The organism is Amycolatopsis sp. NPDC059235, assembly GCF_042754125.1.
Classification (GTDB): Bacteria; Actinomycetota; Actinomycetes; order Mycobacteriales; family Pseudonocardiaceae; genus Amycolatopsis; species Amycolatopsis albidoflava.
On sequence record NZ_JBHZAG010000064.1, the window covers coordinates 1 to 15365 of the forward strand.

The following is a 15365-nucleotide window of genomic DNA, read 5'->3' on the forward strand; positions in this document are numbered from 1 at the left end:
CCCACGGGCACGGGCACGGGCACGGGCACGGGCACGGGCACGGGCACGGGCACGGGCACGGGCACGGGCACGGGACGATGATGAATCACAGCCCCAGGCAATGGTCCCGTCAGCCTCCCCGCTCACCTCCCGACAAAACAGCTCAGCCCACCGCACTCACCTCCCAATCACAGCCCAGCCCAGCCCAGCCCACTCGCCTCCCAATCACACCTCCACCCGCCGCACTCTCCTCCCTGTCACAGCTCACCCCACCCCACACTCGCCGCCGCGCAAGCAATCCGCCACCCGCACCCAACGCAACAGGCACCGGCTACGTCCGAATGTCCCCCACCAGCAACGACTCCTCAAGAAACTCCCGCGTGAACCTCACCCCGGTCATCCTCGCCGCCACCGCGAACGCCGACGCGATCGGGTTCGCCGGACGTTCCTCCCGGTCCGGATCCAGCCCGGCCTCGCGCATCCCTGCCGTCAACCGCTCCGGTTCGCTGCCGTACCGTTGGCTCGGCAGACGCGGGAGGAAGCCTGCGAGCACCGTACCGTCCACCGCGTAGACGAAGTGTGCTTCGGCGTGGTCGTGCCGGTTGATCGCCACGACCTCGCTTTCCTTCGACAGTCCGCCAATAACTTCCGGCAGATTCCCCTGCCAGCCCCACGGCTCAACAGCCACACTCCATTCCCCGGATGCCACCACGCCGACGTACCCACCGCCGTTGCCGCCTTGGGTTTGTTCGACGTATTCCGCTACCAGGCTGTTCAGATCGGCGAAGACCAGCCGCTCGCCGGAGGCGGCTCCGAAGCGGCGTAAAACCTCTGGCGGGTCGAGACCGCGCACGAACGAAACACAGAAGATGTCGTGCAGCGGACCATAGCTGTCCAGCCAAGCAAGTTCGGTCAAAGAATCCGTCATCGGGCCCTCCTCGGTCGGTCCAGGCCATGATCGCAGCCACCACCGACAAAAAACGCACGCGGGCAAGCACAACCCGCCCCCATCGGGTGAAGACCCGACCTCCGCGCCCGGGCACAGTGGGGCCTGTCTCGGGAGGGATTCGCATCGTGCGAGCGTCGTTCACCGATTTCCCGGCTCGCCGGTTCCGCAAGTCCAGGCGCGCACGTCCCAACCTCGCCGACCGAGAAGGCGAAGGCGCGCAACCGCAACTGCCGCCGGTCCTGCCCGAGTGCGAGGCGAACGAAACCCCGCTTCCCCGCGCGCTCGTCGTGCTGCTCGGCGCTGCCGCCGCGACAGTCGTGCTCGCCGGGGTGCAAGCCATCGCCTGGCTCGTCGCGCCGGTGTTTCTCGCGCTGGTCGTGGTAATCACCCTCGATCCGGTGCGAACCTGGTTGCGGGGAAAGGGGTTTCCGCGCTGGCTGACCGTTGCCGTACTGGTCGTCGCCGTCTACGCGGTCCTGCTGGTTTTCTTCCTCGTCGTCGTGGTGTCTGTCGCGCAGTTGTCCGCGCTGGCTCCCCGCTACGCCGGACGGGTCGACGAGCTGCTGCACGACGGGCTGGCCACGCTCGGGGTCGGCGAAGCGCAGGTGCGCGGCATGCTTTCCTCCGTCGATGCCGGAAAACTCGTCCAGCTGGCCGGTTCTGTGCTCGCGAGCGCGGGCAAGCTGGTCACGAATCTTGCCTTCCTCTTCGGCCTTTTGCTGTTCCTCAGCGCCGAAACCGCCTGGGCTGGCCAACGCATGAGGCGCATCGCACGCGACCGGCCGTGGATTTCCGAGGCGCTGCGCGGTTTCGTCAAGAGCACGCGGCGATACCTGCTCGTGACGACAGTGTTCGGCGGACTCGTGGCGGCGCTCGACACGGCGGCGCTGGCGCTGATCGGCGTTCCGGGTGCGATACTATGGGGGCTGCTTTCCTTCGTCACCAACTACATTCCCAACGTGGGTTTCGTGATCGGGGTGGCCCCGCCCGCGGTGATCGCGCTTCTCGACCACGGCTGGCGCGGCCTGACCATGGTGCTCGCCGTCTACCTCGTGCTGAACTTCGTGGTGCAGTCGCTGATCCAGCCCCGGTTCGTGGCCGGTTCGGTCGGACTGTCCACTGTGGTCACCGTACTGGCGCTGGTGTTCTGGACCTGGCTGCTCGGCCCGCTCGGCGCCGTCCTCGCGGTGCCGGCGACGCTGCTGGCCAAGGCGCTGCTGGTGGACGTCGATCCGCGGGCGCGCTGGGCCGACGCGCTGCTGTCTGCTCCGCGCCGCGACAACTGCTGAGCGTCGTCAGGTCAGGCCGTGCCGCCGGGCGACCACGACGGCGGAGCGCCGGTTGTTCACGCCGAGCTTTCCGTAGATGGCACGCACGTGGGTTTTGACTGTGTTGACCGAAACAGTGAGGTCGGACGCGATCTCGTCCAGCGAACGCTGAGACGGCAGGCGCTGCAGCACCACCTGCTCGCGATCGGTCAGATCGCTGGGCGGAGCGTGCGGGACGAGCCTGCCGCGGACGGTCTGCGCGAACCGGTCGAGCGAGCCGAATCCGCCGGAGTGCCCGATCAACAGGTCCCGGACCGCGGGCTCGGCGAGCGCGAACGGCCGCACCAGGCCGTTCGGGCGGGCGAGCGCGAGGGCCTGGTCGAGGGCTTGAAGGGCTTTGGTCCGGCGGTGCGAGCGCAGGCCGAGCGCGGTTTCGGCCAGGCAGCGGTCCACCGGGGTGGCGGGGAGCAGCGCGATCGCCGACGCCGTTTCCCGCAGCACGGCTTCGGCCGCGGCGGTTTCGTCGGCGGCGAGGTGGGCGCGGATCCGCAGGACAGCCAGTTCTCCGCTGCCCTGCAGCCGATCCTGCGCCCAGGCAAGGACTTCCGTCGCGTGCAACGCTTCGCCGAGAGCCAGCGCCGCGTGCTGCTCGGCGACCGCGCACGCCCCGACGAGTTCGCGGGACAGGTCCAAGGCCGCGAGCTGCCGGCGCGCCGCGCGCATGAGCTGAGAGCCCGCCGTCCGGTCGCCCTCGTCGAAGCGTGCGACGCCTTCGAAGAACTCCCGCAACGGCACCAGCAACGGTGCCGAACCAGGCACCTCGGCCGCGGTTGCCTGGGCCAGTTCCCGTGCCGCAGCAGCCGGTTCAGCGCGCATGAGTTCGTCGTAGGCGAGCAACAAGCGGCATTCGGCCACTCCCGGGGTGCGCTGCCAATCGTGTCGGCGCGCGACTGCGAGCGCCCCGGTACACGCGCGGCGCGTGGCGGGGTGTTTCCCGCCGACCGCGCTGGCGACCGCCAGTGCCAGCCGGCTGTGCAGCACGAGGTGGTCCAGCCGCTCGCCACTCGCCAGGCGCAGTGCTTCCCGGGCCTGCGTAGCCGCGTGACGGCGCGCGCCTCGGTGCAGCGAACGCCACGCGCGATCGAGATGGGCCCAGGCGTCGAACGCCGGGTACCCCGCCGCGGAAGGTTCCGCTCCGACTGGGCATTTCCCCTTCATCGCGGCCAGATGCCGGACAGCGAGCGGCCACCAGTCGCCACCGCCCTCGTCGCCGAGATCGGACTCCGCTTCGGCGAGCCGTCCGCCTTGGATGTTCTCGAGCGCGGACGCCAGTCGCAGCGATGGGTTCGCGGCGACCGTCGCGCTGCCGAGGCTGTCGAGCGCGGCGCGCACCGGTTCCCCGTCCCCTGCCAGCACTTGGCGCACAGCCCGGTCCCGGGCCAGCGCGAGGACGTACTCGCGGTCGTGTCCCTCCACCGCGTGCCGGAGTGCCTCCCCGAATCGTCCCTCGCCGGCGTGCCATCGCGCGGCGATCCCGTGCAGCCGCGGCACCCGTGACGGGTCCCGCCGCTCCAGTTCGGCTTGCAGGAAACCGCGCAGCAGCGGGAAAAACTGGTAGCTGTCGGCCGGGGTGCGCATGACCAGGCCCCACGCGCGCTCGAGTTCGTCCAATCGCGCGCCGGCGTCCCGGCGGCCGGACAGGCGGACCGCGAGGGCCGCCGAAACCGCGTCGCAGATGCTGAGGCACAGCAACAGATCCGTCGTGGCCGCGGGCAGGTGTGCGAGCACTTCGTCGGCGAAAAACCGGGCCACGGCCCGATCGTCGCCGGTGACGGAGTCGACCTCGGAGTCCTCCGCTTCGCGCACCGAAACCGCCGTCCAGCCGAGTGCCGCGGCCCAGCCCGCGGTGCGTTCGGCGAGATCCCGGACGCGTTCGTCGTCCGCTGAAGCCCCGGCAGCCCGCAGCAGGCTCGCCGTTTCCTTCGCGGTGAACCGGAGTTCGGCCGCGTCCACCCGGGACAGCACGTCTTCGAACTGCAGGCGGGCCAGCCGCAGCGGCGGCTCGACCCGGGTGGACAGCACCAGCCGCAGCGCGGGCGGCAGATGGCGGGCCAGCGCCGCGAGCGCTTCCAGTGCCTCGGGACTCCGGATCTCCTGCAGGTCGTCCAGGATCAGCCGCGCCGGACCGGCCTCGCAGGCGAGCGCGTCGTCGAGGTCGGCCAGGAACGCCCGTCGCAGCCCGGGCGGCGGCGGGCGCAACCGGCGCAGCGCGCTGTCCTCCGCGCGATCCCGCCGCAACGCGCCGAGAATCGCCTCCCACAACCGGCTTTCTTCGTTGTCGTCCTCGTCCAGCGACACCCAGGCGACCGCGCGGCCGACCCCGGCCCAGGCGGCCAGCGCCGTGGTCTTGCCCGCCCCGGCAGGCGCCCGGACCAGGGTGACCGGCCGCACGGCCGCGCGGCAGAACAGCACGTCCAGCCGGGGACGGGGGACGAAGATCCCCGGCAGCCGCGGCACCGCGACCTTCGCGCCGGGGACCGGCCGGGACCGGGTCGTCGTTCGAGCGGGCACGTCGAACCTCTCGGCTGTCGGGAGATTTCGCCCCCGGCTCCCGCGGCCGGCGCCGGGGGCGAGGCCACGACTGTACTGAGCGCCGGGGACCGGGCCGCCGGGTCACCAGATTTCGACGGCGGCCTCGTCTCCGTGCACGATGACGGCCCAGATCACCAGGACGTCGAGAGCGATCACGATCGCGCCCCAGAACGGGTACGCGGACAGGAAGGCCAGCTGTGCCAACGCGTTGAAGCCGGCGAGCGCGACGGTGCAGACCCGGGCCCACTGCGCGCCGGAGAACAGCGCGATCCCGGTCAGCACGACGAGGACGCCGACGATCAGGTGGACCCAGCCCCAGCCGGTCAGGGAGAAGACGAGCAGGCCGGACGGGCCGACGACGTAGTAGTGCCGGTCGACCAGCGCGACCAGGCCTTCCACCGCGGTGAACAGTCCGGCGAGGACGGTGATCGTCCCGGCGAACCAGATCCAGCCGGTCCGGCGCGTCCGGCCGGCGGCCCGCTCCGGCGGGAACGGCGGCCGGGCTCCGACGTTTCCGGCGGGCGGGTGCGTGCGTTCGGTCATGGGTTCTCTTCCTCGTTCGTCGACGGGCTGCGGACCCGGGCGATCCTGGTCGGCTCCCGCGCCGCCGGGCCTCGCCCGCCTCAGGTGAGATCAGGGGCCGCCGCGGGTCCCCGCCTTTCACCCGGCCCGGGCGACGCCAGGCGCCGCCGGAGGCGAAACAGTGCGGCGGACCACCGATCCCGGAGCGAGGAGATGTCATGGCCACGTTGACCGTATGGAGGTTCCCGACCGTCGACGGCGCGGAAAACGCACTGGATCTGCTGCAGCGGCTGCAGAAGCAGCAGCTGATCTCGATCGCCGACGCGGCGCGGGTGAGCTGGCCGGAGGGCCGGAAGAAGCCGAAGACCAAGGAACTCGGCTCGCTGGCCGGGGCCGGCGCGCTGGGCGGGACGTTCTGGGGCCTGCTGTTCGGCCTGATCTTCCTCGTCCCGCTGCTGGGCGCGGCCGTCGGCGCGGCGATCGGCGCGCTGACCGGATCGCTGCGGCACGTCGGGATCGACGAGGAGTTCGTCGACACCGTCCGGACCCAGGTCACGCCCGGCACGTCGGCGCTGTTCGTCATGTCGGACAACGCGGTGCTGGACCGGGTCGCCGAGCCGTTCAAGGAAACCGGGGCCACGCTGCTGACGACCAATCTGTCCGACGAGGAGGAAGCCCGGCTCCGCGCCGCATTCGGGGAATCCCCGGAGCACGAGCAGCTCTAGCACGCGCGAACCGCGGGCCCTCGCCGAACCGTTCGGCGAGGGCCCGTTCGCGTCCGTTCGGTCCATTGTGCTCGGCAGCACGGGCGAACGCCGTTGCGGCGCGGGCGAGACCGCGGCGGCGCCCCCGAACGTCGCCGCGGCCTCCCGCCGGAGGCGGGCCCCGCACCTGCACCGTCCACTCTGCGGGCCCGCCCGCCTTCCGTCGTCACCCGCCCCGGATGACTCCGCTTCACCCCCGGCGGGCGACGCCGTGCTCCGGTCGCCGGGCCGACGATCCGTCCCATGCCCCTCACCGACAATGACCCCGGCGTGCGGCTCGCCCGCGCCCGTGCCGCGCGCGCCGCCGTGCCCGCCGCCTGCCACGCGGAGTTTCCCAGTACCGTCCTGCGCGCCGATCCCCTCGCCCTGCTGGCGCGCCAGGATTCCGGCCGGGTCCCGGAACTGCTGCCGCTGCGCTACACCCGGCTGGCCGCCTCGCCGCTCGCGTATTTCCGCGGCTCCGCGCTGCCCGCCGCGGCGGATCTCGCCGCTACGCCGCGGACCGGATTCGCGGTCCAGGCCTGCGGAGACGCCCAGCTGGCCAATTTCGGCCTGTTCGCCGCGCAGGGCCGCCGGCTGGTGTTCGACTTCGCCGACTTCGACGAGACCCTGCGCGCGCCCTGGGAATGGGACGTCAAACGGCTCGCCGCGAGCTTCGAAGTCACCGGGCGCGAGATCGGGCACCCCGCCGCGCAACGCAGGCGCACGGTGCTGGCCGCGGTCGAGTCGTACCGGCTGGCGATGCACGAGTTCGCGCGCCGCGCCCCGCTCGAGATCTTCTTCGCCCCTCCCGACGCCAGAACGCTGCGCACGGTCGCGGCACATCGCCTCGGCCCCGCCGGGCGGCGCGCCGCCGAGGCCTTCCGGCACACCGAAATCCGCGACGGACAGCTGAAACTCGCCGCCCGCGCACCGTGGGCGCTCGCGGCAGGACGCCTTGGCGGGGACGGCGATCCGGCGACGCTCGCTGATCGCCTCTGCGCCGTGCTCAAGCGTTACCGGCGCACGCTCGGCTCCGCCCGACGGGCCATGCTGGACCGTTACCGGCTGGCCGACGCGGCGCGCACAGTGCCGGGACAGACCGGTTCCGGCACCCGCTGCTGGGTCGCCCTGCTCGTCCGGACGGACACCGGAGACCCGCTTCTCCTGCAGCTGAAGGAAGCCCGGCCGTCGGTGCTGCAGGAGTACACCGGCGCTTCCGCACTGGACAGTCCCGGCAGACGAGTGGTCACCGGGCAACGGCTGATCCAGGCCGCCGGCGACGTTTTCCTCGGCTGGGCGCACTCCCCCGGTTTCGACGGCCCGGCCCGCGACTTCCACGTCCGCAGGCTGCGCGACGACCGGAGCCGCGGCGACGTCGCGACGATGACCCCGGACGTCCTGCGGGCCAACGCCCGGCTGTGCGGATGGACGGTGGCCAAGGCGCACGCGCGCACCGGCGACGCGCTCGCGATCGCCGCGTATCTCGGCTCCGGGCCGGGTTTCGCCGAGGCCGTCCGGGAATTCTCGACGGCCTGCGCCGACCAGAACGAACGCGACCACGCCGCGCTGCGGCGGGCGATCCGGCTCGGCCGCGTCGCGGCGGCCGGGTCGTGACGGACCGCCTCACCCGAGGGCGCGGTGCTCCGTCCGGGGGACTTCGCGGACCCGATGGACGGATTCGACGTGCATCCCGAGCGATTCGAGCCGGCACAGGATTCGCGGAAGGTCCCCGGGATCGGCGACGGTGCCGAACACAATCGTTTCCGGCGGAACGGGGACCACGAGCACGTCCCGGAAATCGGCGGCGCTTTCGGCGGCTCCTCCCGGAATGGCGCCGCAGCCGCGGAAAACGTAATTCATGCGGAAACCCGGGACGGCGGGCGCGCTCATCGGCGGCCGCCGTCCCGCCCGGCCGCGTGCCACGCGAAGCCGACGACAGCCAGATCGAGCAGCACCACGAAGGCCGACCAGCCGTGCGGCGGCAGGAAAACCAGCCGCGCGACCAGGTCCGCACCGGCGCGGAGGCCGGCCCGGACCCGGGCGGGCGAGACCAGCGAGGCGAGCGCCACGGTCAGCCCGAGCACCGCTGTCCCGGCGCTGAGCGAGCCCGTCCGCACCAGGTCGAGCACCACGACCTCGCCCGGCCCGAGCCAGAAGAACTGCGTGCAGCCGAATCGCGGACGGCCGCCCGCCGAGGAATTGCCGCGTATTTTCACCCGCCCCACGATTCTGCCGCCGGACGCCGTTTTCCTCGCCCGCAGCGGATGAGCCGCTGTTCGCGCCTGGCACAATCCGCCGGAATCGCCCGGAACCGACCGCGAAGGAGAATTGCGCATGCGCCGACGCCTCGACGTCTCGCTCCGAAGACAAGTGCCGAGAACCAAAGTCGCCGTTCCCGGCCCTCCCGCGGACCTCGTGTCGCGGCCGCGACTGCTCGCGGTCCTCGACCGCGCGGCCGAGGCCGCCCTCGTGTTCGTCGGGGCCCCGGCCGGATTCGGCAAGACCGTGCTGCTGGCCGAATGGGCGCGCCGCCGGGGTCGCGGCGCGGTCGCGTGGCTGTCCGCGGACGCCGACGACAACGACGACCGGCTTTTCTGGTCCGCGGTCCTCGAAGCGCTCGGCCGCTGCGGCCGGTTCCCCGACGGCGATCCGTTGCGGTTCCTCGCGGTGCCCGAGTCCCCGAGCACCGATCTCGCGTTCCTGGCCGAACTCGCCGACGCGCTCGACACGCTGAGCGAACCCGTCGTGCTCGTGCTGGACAGCGCGCACGAGATCACCTCGCCCGAGCCGTGGCGCGGGTTGCGGACGCTGGTGCGCCACCAGCCCGCCGGACTGTGCCTCGCGGTTTCGAGCAGGCGGGAGCCGCCGTTGCCGCTGGGCCGGGCCCGGCTCGCGGACCGGCTGGTCGAAATCGGAGCCGAGCGGCTGCGGTTCACCGCCGGGGAGGCCGAAACGCTGTTCGCCGCCGCCGACGCGGCGATCCCCCGGGACGAGGTCGCGCCGCTGGTCGACCGAACCGGCGGCTGGCCGGCCGGGCTGCGCCTGGCGGCGGCGTCCGCGTCCCGGCACGGCAGCCTGTGGGACTTCGACACCGGACGCGACAGCGCCGCGCTCGCCTATCTGACCGACGAGGTCCTCGCCCCGCTTTCGACGGCGCAGCGGGAACTGCTGCGGACGATCAGCGTCTGCGACGACGTCCCGGCCGGGCTCGCTCCGGTGCTGTGCGGACGGGCCGACGCCGAGGCGATGCTCCACGAATTGAGCGGGCCGTCCGTCCGGGCAGTCGACTCCGGCGGCACCCCGCCGCACCGCTGCGTCACGCCGTTGCTGCGGACCTACCTGCGGGCGGAACTGCAGCGGCGGGCTCCGGACCGTGCGCGGTCGCTGCACGCGACGGCCGCGCGCTGGTTCGCCGAGCACGGCCGGCCCGCGTCCGCCTTGCCGCACAGCGTCCACGCGGGCGATCCGGGCCAGGTCGGCGAACTGCTGCGGGCACACGCCGTTTCGCTGTTTCTCGCTGGCGAGCACCAGGTTCTGCGTCTGGCACTCGCCGCGGTGGAAGACCGCCGGGTCGCGGCCGATCCGCTGGCGGCGCTGATCTCGGCCTCGCTGAGTCTCGAAGCCGCCGAGACCTCAGCGGCCTCCCTCCAACTCGCCTGGGCGGACGCCGCGTGGCCGGACCAGCCGGCAGCGGAGCTGACCGTTCTGCGGCAGCTGGCACAGTCCCGGCTCGCCCAGCTCGACCGCACCCCGGCGCACGCTGAGCGCGCGGCGGAACAGATTGACGAAGGGACTGCGCTGGACAGTCTCGCCGCCGCGCACCGGGCCGGTGCACTCGCAATCCGCGGCGAGCGCGAAGAAGCCCGACGATCGTTGGAACACCTCCTCGCCGCGGCGGAAAGGCTCGGGCAGGAGTTCACGGTCGCCCATTGCCTCGCCGCGCTCGCCGAAATCGCCTGCCACGACGGCGATTACCCGGCGATGGACCGGCTCGCCCGCCGAGTCGGGACAGCGCAGCCGCGCCAGGATTCCCCGCAGTCGTTCCAGCGCGCGCAAGCAGCGGCCCTGCTGGCGTACGGCGCGCTGGTGCGCGGCGAGCCCGCTGACTGTGTCACGCACGCGAAACGGGTCGGGCAATTGCTCGGCGACGCGCCCGCGCGAGCGGCCCGCGCCCTGCGGCTGCTCGCGGAAACGTTGCGCGGTGCCGCCGAATTCGAGCTCGGCGGCTGGCACTCCGGGCTGCGGCGGATGCGCCGGGCCCGCCGCCGTCTCGGTACCGGCCGGTCCTGCCCGGCCCGCCACGCGGTCCTGTGCGCCGTCCTCGAACACCGCGCGGCGCTGCGGCTGGGAGCTGCCGGCCAGGCCAAGGAAGCCGTTCGCTGGGCTGCTCCCGCGCTCGCCGGTTCCGGCGAGGAACTGCTCGTGCGCGCCCGGACCCAGCTGCGGCTCGGCCGTCACCACGGGGCGAGCTCCGTGCTGCGTTCCCTGGCGGAGGACGAGGCGCCCATGACGCTTCCGTGGGCGGCCGTCGAGGCGACGCTGGTCGGAGTGCAGGCCGCGCTGGCCGCCGGGGCGCCTGAGCGAGCGGCCCGGCTCCTCGACGACGCCCTGCGCGCGGCCGAACCCGCCGGGATCCGGTTCCCGTTCGTCTTCGCCCCGCCCGATCTCGTCGGGTTCCTGACCAGCAGGCTCGGCGCGCTCGGCAGCGGCGAACGGTTCGCCGGGGAAATCCTCGCGGTGCGGCGCGGGCTGCGCACCCCGCCGATGCCGGAGCCGCTGACCGAACGCGAGCGCAGTGTCCTGCGCCTGCTGCCGACCCAGCGGTCGATCGACGAGATCGCCGAAGACCTGACCGTCTCGCCCAACACCGTCAAGACGCACGTCCGCGGGATCTACGCGAAGCTCGCCGTCCGCAGCAGACGGGACGCGGTCGCGATCGCGCAGGAACACGGACTGCTCGACGCGGAAGTCCCCGACTTCGCCGGATAGCGCCCGCCCCACCCGCGGCGGGCGAGGCGGGCGCGTCCGCGATCCGGTCGGGTGGGCCGGGCACGGGCCCGTGCGGCCCCCGATCGACGGCGAGGAGAAGTCCATGACCTTGGCGAGCGCGGAATACTTGAACGTGTTGGCGACGATGCTGATGTTCTTCTGCTGGGCCGCGTGGTTCGGCCTGTTGTTCGTGGCCATCGGCGACCTTTACCGCCGCTCCGACGCCTCCGGCCGGGCCAAAGCGGGCTGGACCCTGCTGATGCTCGTGCTGCCGGTCCTCGGCGTCCTGCTCTACTTCGGCATCGAGGGCCGGCGACTGCGCGACCGGCGGCGAGTGCGCTCTGTGTCCACATCGGACACTATGAGCGCGGCCCAGATCGCCGAAGCCCGACGGCTGCTGGACGACGGCGTCATCACCGACGCGGAATACCAGACCCTGATGCGGAAAGCGCTCGCGCCGTGACCGCGTCTCGGCGGTGGCGGTTCGTTCACCTCGCGGTGCTCCGGCCGCTGCTCACGGTCACCGCGCTGGTCTGTCTCTACTACCTGCTCCCGGTCGACCAGCCGTTGCGGCCCTGGACCTTGGCTGTCTTGGTCGCCGGGCTCGCGCTCGTGGTGCTGCTGGTCGTCGGCGAGGTGCGGATGATCCTGCGCTCGCCGTTCCCGGCCGGGCAGGGCGTCCAGGCGCTGGCGCTCGTGGTCCCGTTGTTCCTGCTGCTGTTCGCGAACGGCTACTACGTACTCGGCCGGGGATCTTTCAACGCCGGCCTGACGCGCACCGACGCGCTGTACTTCACGGTCACGGTGTTCAGCTCCGTCGGATTCGGCGACATCGCCCCGGTTTCCGCGACGGCCCGAGTGCTGGTGACCCTCCAGATGGTCGCCGACCTGGTCGTGCTCGGCGTGGTGCTGCGGGTGATCGTGGCCGCGGTGCGCCGCCGTGGACCGTCCACAAGAGACAACTCACTCCGCGGCAGGCAAGAACAGCGCGGCGACGAGACCGGCCACCGCCGCGACAACCAAGTTCGCGAGGGCGAGCGCGAAGGACCGGTCTCCGAGGTGCGGCGTCCCGGCCAGAACGGAACCGGCCAGCGCGGTCCCCACCGACGAGCCGAGGTTGGACACACTGCGCGAGACCCCGGAAATGTCCCCCTGGGCCGAATCCGGGAAGCGGGACTGCACCAGGTTCGCCGACGCCGTGAGCATAATCCCGACGCCGGCGCCAAGCAGGAACAGCCCGGGCACCGCGCTCGCCACACCCGAATCGGCGCGCACCAGCACAAGCACGAGGACCAATCCGGCGACGGCGAAGACGAAGCCGACGCGGATCAGCCACCGCTGCGAGTGCCGCCGCGCCATCCGGCCCGCGGCGGCCGAAGCGGCGAGGATGCCGATCGTCGCGGGTGTCAGCAGCAACCCGGTTTCGATCGCGTCGCAGCCGCGGACCTCCTGCAGAAAGACAGCCACCACGAAGAACGCGCCCTGCAGAACGAGCCATTGCACGTGCTGGGTCGCCAAACCGAGCCCGGTGGTCCGGTCGCGGAAAAGCCCTGACGGCACCAACGGCTCCCGCCCGGCCCGTTCGCGCGCGCGGACGTGGACGAAGAACAGGACCAAGAGCACCGCACCGATTCCGGCGAACAGCCAGACCGGCGAGACGCTTCCCGCCGGAATCAGCACAACCCCGGCGACGGCGAAGTCCGCCCGGGAAACGAGCCAGCCGTACGAACCTGATTGCAGGACACCGAAAACGACGAAGAACAGCCCCGCCGCCGACAGGAGCGCGCCGCCCACGTCGAACCGCTTCTCGCGGGGCGGCGCGGGCGGTTCGGCGACGCGCAGGGCCAGCAGAACGATGACTCCGACCAGCAACACCTGCAGCAGGAACGACGCGCGCCAGCCGAGCCACGTCGTGACCAGGCCGCCGAGCAGCGGACCGGCCGCCGCACCGAGCGCGCCTGCCCCGCTGACCACGCCCAACGCTCGCGCACGGGCCGCGAGGTCCGGGCTGGTCACGGTGACCAGGATATAGATCGGCGGGATCATCAGCGCCGAGCCGATCCCTTCCAGCAGCGAGTAGCCGACAATCAGCATCCCCGGCCCGTGCGCGAGCGAAGCCAGCAGCGCGCCGGTGCCGTAAACGCCGAGGCCGGTCAGGAAACACCGCTTGCGGCCCAGCAGGTCGCTCAGTTTGCTGCCCGGCACCATCAGCGACGCCATGGTCAGCGTGAACACCGTGATCGCCGTCTGCACGCCGAGCACGGTGGTGCCGAGATCCGCGGCGACGGCGCTGACGGCGACGGTCATGGTGGTGGCCGCGTAACTCGCGACGAATTGGGCGAGGGCCAAGGGCAGCACGATCATCGGCGGGCCTTCCTGCTCGGGTGCCGCACACGGTGGCGCGGCGGCGGCCGGGCCACCTCACCCCGCGCGGATGAGGCGGCCCCGGCCCGCTCCGGCGACCGTGCGGACGAGGAAACCGTTGCCCCGAAGGAGAAAGCCATGACCGAGACCACGATCGCCGAGCACGCGCTGATCGGCGACCTGCAGACCGCCGCGCTGGTGACCACCGACGGGTCGATCGACTGGTTCTGCGCGCCGCGGTTCGATTCGGCGTCGGTCTTCGGCGCCCTGCTCGACGACGAACGCGGCGGCCGGTTCCGCATCCGCCCGGCGGGCGCCTGCGCGAGCTCGCAGATGTACCACCCGGACACCGCGGTGCTGATCACCCGGTTCTCCGGCCCGGACGGCATCGGCGAGGTCGTCGACTTCATGCCGCCTTGCGGCGACGCGCCCGTCAAGCGGCACCGGATCGCCCGGCTCGTGCGCTGCGTCCGCGGCCGGATGACCTTCGACCTGCTGGTCGCGCCCCGCTTCGACTACGGCCGCCGTCCGCACCGGGCGATGCTCGTCAAGAACGGAGCCGTGTTCACCGCGCCCGGGATGTCATTGGTGCTGCACGCGGTTCGCGAGCCGGGCGACGAGCAGCTCGCCGACGCGCGCGTCGAAGGCGAGGATGTGCATCTGCGGGTGGCTCTCGACGCGGGCCAGGTCCGCGGGGTCGTGCTCGAGACCGGAGCCGACGCGCCGCCGCGAGAGATCGGCGTCGCCGAGTTCACCGCGCTTTTCGAGTCCACAGTGGACTGGTGGCGCGGCTGGCTCGCCCGCTCCTCCTATCGCGGCCGCTGGCGGGAAATCGTGGCCCGTTCGGCGATCACGCTCAAACTGCTCACCTACGCCCCGACCGGCGGGCTGGTCGCCGCGCCCACGCTCGGGCTGCCCGAGCAGATCGGCGGCGAACGCAACTGGGACTACCGCTACACCTGGGTCCGCGACGCGTCGTTCTCGGTCTCGGCGTTGCTGGCGCTCGGATTCGCCGAGGAGGCGGCCCGGTTCGGGAACTGGCTCGGCGACCGCATCCGGGAAGGCGACGGCGGGGCCAGCGGACCGCTCGCCGTCCTGTACCGGGTGGACGGCACGTCGGACCTGCGGGAGGAACGCCTCGCGCACTGGTCCGGGCACCGCGGGTCGAGCCCGGTCCGGATCGGCAACGCCGCGTCCGGGCAGTTGCAACTCGACATCTACGGCGAAGCCCTCGACAGCGTCTACGCCGCCGACCGCGCGGGATTCGAACTGCCGCACCAGGGCTGGACCGCACTCCGCGCCGCGCTCGACTGGCTCGGCGACCACTGGGACCAGCCCGAGGAAGGCATCTGGGAAACCCGCGGCGGCCGGAAACGCTTCACCTACGGCCGCCTGATGAGCTGGGTCGCCTTCGACCGCGCCATCCGGCTGGCGGACACGCACGGCCGCCCCGCCCCGGTCGAGGACTGGACCTGGCAGCGCGACAGCATCCACAGTCAGATCCTCAGCCGAAGCTGGCACCGCACGCGCAACGCCTTCGTCCAGCACGACACCGGCGACGAACTGGACGCGGCCCTGCTTCGCATGCCCCGCACCGGTTTCCTCCCGGCCAAGGACCCGCTGTGGCTCTCGACGCTCGACGCGATCAAGGCCGATCTGGTCACCGACAGCCTGGTCTACCGCTACGACCCGGTCACTTCCCCGGACGGGCTCGCCGGCGGGGAAGGCACGTTTTCGTTGTGCAGCTTCGATTACGTCGACGCGCTGACCCGCGCCGGACGGCTGGAGGAAGCCCGCACAGCGTTCGAGAAAATGCTGACCTACGCCAACCACGTCGGCCTCTACGCCGAAGAAATCGCCCCCACCGGCGAGCAACTCGGCAACTTCCCCCAAGCCTTCACCCACCTGGCACTCATCGACGCCGCAGTCACCCTCGACACCGCACTCGGCTGACCG

Annotated in this window: 12 protein-coding genes and 1 pseudogene; 7 read left to right on the forward strand and 6 right to left on the reverse strand. The window is 72.1% G+C overall.

All coding sequences use genetic code 11. The annotated features are described in order from the left end of the window. Positions 1–310 precede the first annotated feature (310 nt). Complete coding sequence (locus ACFXI3_RS32585) at positions 311–907, reverse strand: DUF6461 domain-containing protein (RefSeq protein WP_378404753.1); 597 nt, start codon at positions 905–907, stop codon at positions 311–313. A 143-nt stretch (positions 908–1050) separates the two neighbouring features. Between ACFXI3_RS32585 and ACFXI3_RS32590 the strand changes: the two genes are divergently transcribed. Then, the gene (locus ACFXI3_RS32590) at positions 1051–2217 is read left to right on the forward strand and encodes an AI-2E family transporter (protein ID WP_378404826.1); all 1167 of its coding nucleotides are present in this window, start codon (positions 1051–1053) and stop codon (positions 2215–2217) included. Positions 2218–2223: 6 nt separating this feature from the next. On the opposite strand, the gene ACFXI3_RS32595 is transcribed toward ACFXI3_RS32590, so the two are convergent. Beyond that, positions 2224–4767, reverse strand: coding sequence for a LuxR C-terminal-related transcriptional regulator (locus ACFXI3_RS32595; RefSeq protein WP_378404755.1), 2544 nt, complete (start codon positions 4765–4767; stop codon positions 2224–2226). 102 nt (positions 4768–4869) lie between these two features. Next, positions 4870–5331, reverse strand: coding sequence for a hypothetical protein (locus ACFXI3_RS32600; RefSeq protein WP_378404757.1), 462 nt, complete (start codon positions 5329–5331; stop codon positions 4870–4872). 197 nt (positions 5332–5528) lie between these two features. Between ACFXI3_RS32600 and ACFXI3_RS32605 the strand changes: the two genes are divergently transcribed. Both ACFXI3_RS32605 and ACFXI3_RS32610 read left to right on the forward strand, forming a co-directional pair. Beyond that, on the forward strand, positions 5529–6035 hold the full coding sequence (locus ACFXI3_RS32605) for a DUF1269 domain-containing protein (protein ID WP_344276657.1): 507 nt from the start codon (positions 5529–5531) through the stop codon (positions 6033–6035). A 282-nt stretch (positions 6036–6317) separates the two neighbouring features. Further along, the gene (locus tag ACFXI3_RS32610) at positions 6318–7670 is read left to right on the forward strand and encodes a DUF2252 domain-containing protein (RefSeq protein ID WP_344276660.1); all 1353 of its coding nucleotides are present in this window, start codon (positions 6318–6320) and stop codon (positions 7668–7670) included. Between the two features lie 9 nt (positions 7671–7679). Here the strand turns inward: ACFXI3_RS32610 and ACFXI3_RS32615 are convergent, their stop codons facing one another. Next, positions 7680–7916: a hypothetical protein gene (locus ACFXI3_RS32615; RefSeq protein ID WP_344276663.1), complete on the reverse strand. Its 237-nt coding sequence runs from the start codon at positions 7914–7916 to the stop codon at positions 7680–7682. Positions 7917–7942: 26 nt separating this feature from the next. Next, positions 7943–8272, reverse strand: a complete 330-nt coding sequence (locus ACFXI3_RS32620; RefSeq protein WP_378404759.1) for a hypothetical protein — start codon at positions 8270–8272, stop codon at positions 7943–7945. Positions 8273–8390: 118 nt separating this feature from the next. Between ACFXI3_RS32620 and ACFXI3_RS32625 the strand changes: the two genes are divergently transcribed. The 3 genes and pseudogenes from ACFXI3_RS32625 to ACFXI3_RS32635 all read left to right on the forward strand — a co-directional run. Beyond that, on the forward strand, positions 8391–11045 hold the full coding sequence (locus ACFXI3_RS32625) for a LuxR C-terminal-related transcriptional regulator (RefSeq protein ID WP_378404761.1): 2655 nt from the start codon (positions 8391–8393) through the stop codon (positions 11043–11045). A 103-nt stretch (positions 11046–11148) separates the two neighbouring features. Continuing rightward, the gene (locus ACFXI3_RS32630) at positions 11149–11508 is read left to right on the forward strand and encodes an SHOCT domain-containing protein (RefSeq protein WP_378404763.1); all 360 of its coding nucleotides are present in this window, start codon (positions 11149–11151) and stop codon (positions 11506–11508) included. A 179-nt stretch (positions 11509–11687) separates the two neighbouring features. Next, positions 11688–11921, forward strand: a pseudogene (locus ACFXI3_RS32635) (ion channel); the annotation flags it as partial. 87 nt (positions 11922–12008) lie between these two features. On the opposite strand, the gene ACFXI3_RS32640 reads toward ACFXI3_RS32635, so the two are convergent. Then, the gene (locus ACFXI3_RS32640; RefSeq protein WP_378404764.1) at positions 12009–13409 is read right to left on the reverse strand and encodes an MFS transporter; all 1401 of its coding nucleotides are present in this window, start codon (positions 13407–13409) and stop codon (positions 12009–12011) included. 138 nt (positions 13410–13547) lie between these two features. Between ACFXI3_RS32640 and ACFXI3_RS32645 the strand changes: the two genes are divergently transcribed. Further along, positions 13548–15362: a glycoside hydrolase family 15 protein gene (locus ACFXI3_RS32645; protein ID WP_378404766.1), complete on the forward strand. Its 1815-nt coding sequence runs from the start codon at positions 13548–13550 to the stop codon at positions 15360–15362. Positions 15363–15365 lie beyond the last annotated feature (3 nt).

Excerpts from the sequence above, each read along its gene's own strand:
- ACFXI3_RS32610 (WP_344276660.1), top strand. The coding sequence starts at position 6,318 with ATGCCCCTCACCGACAATGACCCCGGCGTGCGGCTCGCCCGCGCCCGT.
- ACFXI3_RS32625 (WP_378404761.1), top strand. The coding sequence starts at position 8,391 with ATGCGCCGACGCCTCGACGTCTCGCTCCGAAGACAAGTGCCGAGAACC.
- ACFXI3_RS32605 (WP_344276657.1), top strand. The coding sequence starts at position 5,529 with ATGGCCACGTTGACCGTATGGAGGTTCCCGACCGTCGACGGCGCGGAA.
- ACFXI3_RS32600 (WP_378404757.1), bottom strand. The coding sequence starts at position 5,331 with ATGACCGAACGCACGCACCCGCCCGCCGGAAACGTCGGAGCCCGGCCG.
- ACFXI3_RS32640 (WP_378404764.1), bottom strand. The coding sequence starts at position 13,409 with ATGATCGTGCTGCCCTTGGCCCTCGCCCAATTCGTCGCGAGTTACGCG.
- ACFXI3_RS32645 (WP_378404766.1), top strand. The coding sequence starts at position 13,548 with ATGACCGAGACCACGATCGCCGAGCACGCGCTGATCGGCGACCTGCAG.
- ACFXI3_RS32615 (WP_344276663.1), bottom strand. The coding sequence starts at position 7,916 with ATGAATTACGTTTTCCGCGGCTGCGGCGCCATTCCGGGAGGAGCCGCC.
- ACFXI3_RS32630 (WP_378404763.1), top strand. The coding sequence starts at position 11,149 with ATGACCTTGGCGAGCGCGGAATACTTGAACGTGTTGGCGACGATGCTG.
- ACFXI3_RS32585 (WP_378404753.1), bottom strand. The coding sequence starts at position 907 with ATGACGGATTCTTTGACCGAACTTGCTTGGCTGGACAGCTATGGTCCG.